The organism is Streptomyces sp. NPDC051364 (assembly GCF_040682115.1).
Lineage (GTDB): Bacteria > Actinomycetota > Actinomycetes > Streptomycetales > Streptomycetaceae > Streptomyces.
In genome coordinates, this window is the sequence record NZ_JBFBAH010000077.1 from 1 (window position 1) to 4039 (window position 4039).

Genomic DNA, 4039 nt, shown 5'->3' on the forward strand with positions numbered 1-4039 from the left:
AGTTGCGCCCGCGTCATGAGTGACGATCTACCAGATCGCGTCACAGGGCACGGGCGAGTCGCACAAATTGATCACAACCGGATACACGCCCTAGGCGTGGCGCTGTACTTGATCCCTCGAGGGTCAGGCCACCGGCCTGCTCGGCATGGCGCCGATGCCGCTCCGCCTGGTGCGGGCCGGGAGCAGTTGTGGCGTGCGGTCAGGTGCGGGGCAGGTAGACGGACTTGCCGTAGCACTGGCCGAGCCTGATCTTCTGGTCGGGGCCGGTGCCGGCCAGGCGCAGGTTGTCGAAGCGGATGGAGAGGCCTTGGCCCGGGTTGACCTGGCGGTCACCGTTTCAGGCACCGGTTCTCATCGCGCTCCCGTCTGTGGGCTCGAAGCGAAGACGGAGGGGTTGCGGTCGAGGTCGTCGGTGTCCAGGCGGGGCAGACGTGGGTCGTTGCGGTCCTCGTGCAGGACGTTGGTGTCCTGGCCGAACTGGTAGGTGTAGTCGCCCCTTGGGCTCGAAGCCGTTGCGGGCGGTGCCCAGGCTGAACTCCCGTCCCGCAACACCGGCGGACACCCAGCCGCTCACACCGGCCGGGCTTTCCTCCGCCGTGATCAGACGCACGCCGATCTTGGTGAAGTCCGCCATCGCCTCATCCTCTCGTCACTCATCCGGTCAGGCAGTGCCCTGGAGGGCAGAGCAGCCCGGCGGTGGACATGCACCCCCGCCGACGTCAGCCGCTGCCCCCGCTGAACCGTTCCCCGAACCCCACCCTCACGCACAGACAGTGACTGCCCGGACACGCACCGCAATACTCGGAGCAATGACGGCGCCCAGTCACACCCCACGGCGCACACCCGCGCAACACCCGCGCAACACCGGCGCACCACACGCACCCGCAAACAGCAGGAGACAGATTCCGACCCCGCGCCATTCTGGCGACCCCACGGCGGTACAGAGGCACGAGCGTTCACCTCGAAGCCCCAGACCTTCCGGTCCGGGGCTTCACTGCGCGTACGTCCGACCGGCTCAACGGCCCGGCCCGGGACTGTAATCGTTCGGTGTAACTCCTGATCAAGGAAGATGCAACTACAGCTCATCACCATTGCCGGACAAGGGGTGACGGCCATGGCAAAGGCGCGGTCGAAACGGGCAGGTGCGGCCGGCGCAGCACCGGGGCCGCGGCCGGATGCCGGCCACGGCCCCGGGGTCAGTGGGGGTGAGGCTCTAGTGGGTCGCCTCGACGAAGGTCACCTCATGGTCTGTCTGCGGGCTGAGGGGCCGCTCGTCCAGGTCCGTGAGTGCCGTCTTGGCCATGCTGGTCCCCCGCACCTTCCAGTCGCCGCGAAGCGAGGCGGTCCACTTGTGCTTTGCGCCATCGCAGCCTCGCCGTCGAATTCGACCCGACCGGCAAGCACGTCATCGCCCTGCACGAAATCCGATCCGGCCTGGTCTACAAGCGTTCCAAGGCCAAGTGGCCGGCTTGTATGCGGCTGTTCGCGTGACCGGAACCGCGCCGTGGCGTTGAACGGATCATGCTGAAGCCACGCCTGCGTTTTCTTCTCTGTGCCGTCGCCGGCACCGTCCTCCCGCTCGCCCTGCTCCCGGCCACCGCCACCGCGGCGGCCACGCCGAAGAAGGTGGTCTTCTCCGCCGACGGTGACCACGACTTCGCCCTTCCCCCCTCCACCGTCAAGACGTTGCACATCGTGGTCATCGGTGGTGGTGGTGGAGGCGGTGGAGGCGGCAACGGATGGCCGTCCAGCCAGGGAGCCGGGGGCGGCTCCGGGGCGGGCGGCACCACGGTCACCTGCGACATCAGCAACGGTGCCGGCGATTCCTCCTTTCGTCTGACCAAGCTGAGCGTCCACATCGGCAGCGGCGGCGCTCCGGGTGCGGGCGGTGATCGGGGCCATGAGGGCGGCTACTCCTCACTCGGGATCCCCGGATTGGCCGGCCCCGCCTCCTCCATCGTGCTGGCCAAGGGCGGCGGTGGCGGTGGCGACGCCACCAAGGCCGATCCCGGCACAGGAGGCAGGAGTGTCTCCGGCAGTAAATGCCGCCTTGAGAAGAATCTGCACATCCACGACTACCCCGGTGACACCGGCGGCAGGCCGATCGGCACGTACGTGGGTTCCGGCGGCGGCGAGACCAACGCCCAGGCCCCGATCAAGGACTGCTGGGGCCAGGGCAACGGCGGCAAGGGTGGGGACGGCGGGGATCGAGAGGGCGGCCATGCGGGCGCCCACGGGCACGGCGGCTGCGTCATCATCACGTACTGACCCCGGACGCGCCGAAAACCCACCGCCCCCACTCGGCTGATCAGACCGGGGAAAGGGCACGTGCCCGAACGATCGGATGTGCTGAGCGACTCAGCGGGGTACCGGCGGACGGGTGACTTCTCCGGCACGGCATGAAGGCCAGGACCGCACAGCCGTCACGGGTCGGCCTGGCCGCCTTCCTCCGACCCGCCCGTCGTACGCCGCACCGCCCCAAGGCACCGGTCTCACGATGGAGGGCACTGCCCACCGCCGACCGTCGCCGACCGGTCCGGGCGGCTGGAAGGCGAGCAGACCAGGCCAGAGATCACCAGAGTGCCCGCCGGAAGACACCTCTGATGCGGCCTGCCAGTTATGCCATGCGCCACCCCCACACCTGACGCAAGGCAGGACCCACACATATGAGCATCACCCGTACCGTCACCCGGGCCGCGATCGCGGCCGCGCTGGCCACCGCGCTCGGCACTACCGCCGCCAGCACTGCCATCGCCGCCCCGACCACGGCCAGTGCCTCCCGGCCGAAGCCGGCCCAGCAACCGGGCGACGGCTGGAGTGGCGAGGGAGGGCTCTCCCTCAGCCCCGCCGACAATCAGCGGGTCGACCATTACATGGAGCAGGCGCGCCTGGCAGAGCGCAGCATCACCCCTCAAGTGCGGGCCGCTGCCTGGATGGCCGGTGCGGAGGTAACGGGCTTCGAGAACCGGCTGAAGTCCGGCGACTCCCTCAAGCGGAAAGTCGCCACCTCGCTGAAGGGACACCCCGGGCAGAGCGCGGACGCTGTTCTCGCCACCCTCGGCGATGCGGTCCGCTACACCCTGAAGTGGCGTGACGGTCAGTACACCGACGGCGTCAGCACCGTCTGGGGCCTGCTCTCCGCCTGGGGCAACGACAGCACGAAGTGGTCCAACACCTGGGTCCGCCCCGAGGGCTACAAGGGGCTCAACACCGGCTGGCGGGCACCGCGGTCGAGGCAGCTGTTCGAGGTCCAGTTCCACACCCCGGCCAGCAAGTGGGCCCAGGAAGCGACCCACAAGCTGTACGAGGAGCAGCGGCTCCCCGGCACCAGCCCGGAGCGCAAGAAGGAACTGCAGGAGCAGCAGAACGCCATCTTCGCCGCCGTCCCCGTCCCGGCAGGCGCCGACCGGCTCACCGCACCGACTGCCCCCCGCGTGCCCCTACCGGTGGGCTGACATCAGCAGCAGCGTCCCGGCAGCGGGGGCACCGCGGGCAAGCTCTCGCCGCGGGCTTCCAGCGGGCAGGTACGGTGCCTCGCACGGAAGGGCGCCCACGTTCCTGAGACAGGCCGGCCGCTGGTGGCAGGACGATGAGGAGCTCGGCCGGGCGTGCGAGGCAGTCAAGGAGGGGTCTGCTGGGCAAGCCGGTCCCGCCCGGGCGCCCGTTTCACCGCCGAACGACGCCACGCCTTCCTCATCCACCTGGAAACCGGGCTGACCGTCACCGCCCATGCTTGGGCGATGCCGAAGTTGGCTCTTCGGCCCGGTGGGCGGACGGCGACAGGACAATGGTCAGCGTCTTGCTCGCATGAGGTGGCTGATCATCAGCATCGTGCGGCGCAACCCCGTGACCTTGGGGCTGGAATCGATGTTGATCCAAACGGGCTCGGGCGAGCGGCCCGGCTCACAACGTCGAGGCGGGCCGATACCCACCAGCGCAACGGGACTAGGGTCTGTTGCGAAAGTGCTGATCACAGCCACTCGTTGATGGCTGCGACCAGCACGGTTGCCTCGTAGCGGACGGCGAGTTTGTCGTATCT

General features: G+C 69.0%; 3 protein-coding genes. All 3 read left to right on the top strand.

Annotated features, from left to right (window positions below; all coding sequences use genetic code 11):
• Positions 1 to 1356: 1356 nt before the first annotated feature.
• The 3 genes from AB0M76_RS43270 (at position 1357) to AB0M76_RS43280 (ending at position 3455) form a co-directional block, all read left to right on the top strand.
• Positions 1357 to 1491, top strand: a complete 135-nt coding sequence (locus AB0M76_RS43270; protein WP_365958266.1) for a hypothetical protein — start codon at positions 1357 to 1359, stop codon at positions 1489 to 1491.
• A 30-nt stretch (positions 1492 to 1521) separates the two neighbouring features.
• Positions 1522 to 2268 carry a hypothetical protein gene (locus AB0M76_RS43275; protein ID WP_365958267.1) on the top strand — a complete coding sequence of 249 codons (747 nt, stop codon included), beginning with the start codon at positions 1522 to 1524 and terminating at the stop codon, positions 2266 to 2268.
• Positions 2269 to 2666: 398 nt separating this feature from the next.
• The gene (locus AB0M76_RS43280; protein WP_365958268.1) at positions 2667 to 3455 is read left to right on the top strand and encodes an ATP nucleotide 3'-pyrophosphokinase; all 789 of its coding nucleotides are present in this window, start codon (positions 2667 to 2669) and stop codon (positions 3453 to 3455) included.
• The last annotated feature ends 584 nt before the right edge of the window (positions 3456 to 4039 follow it).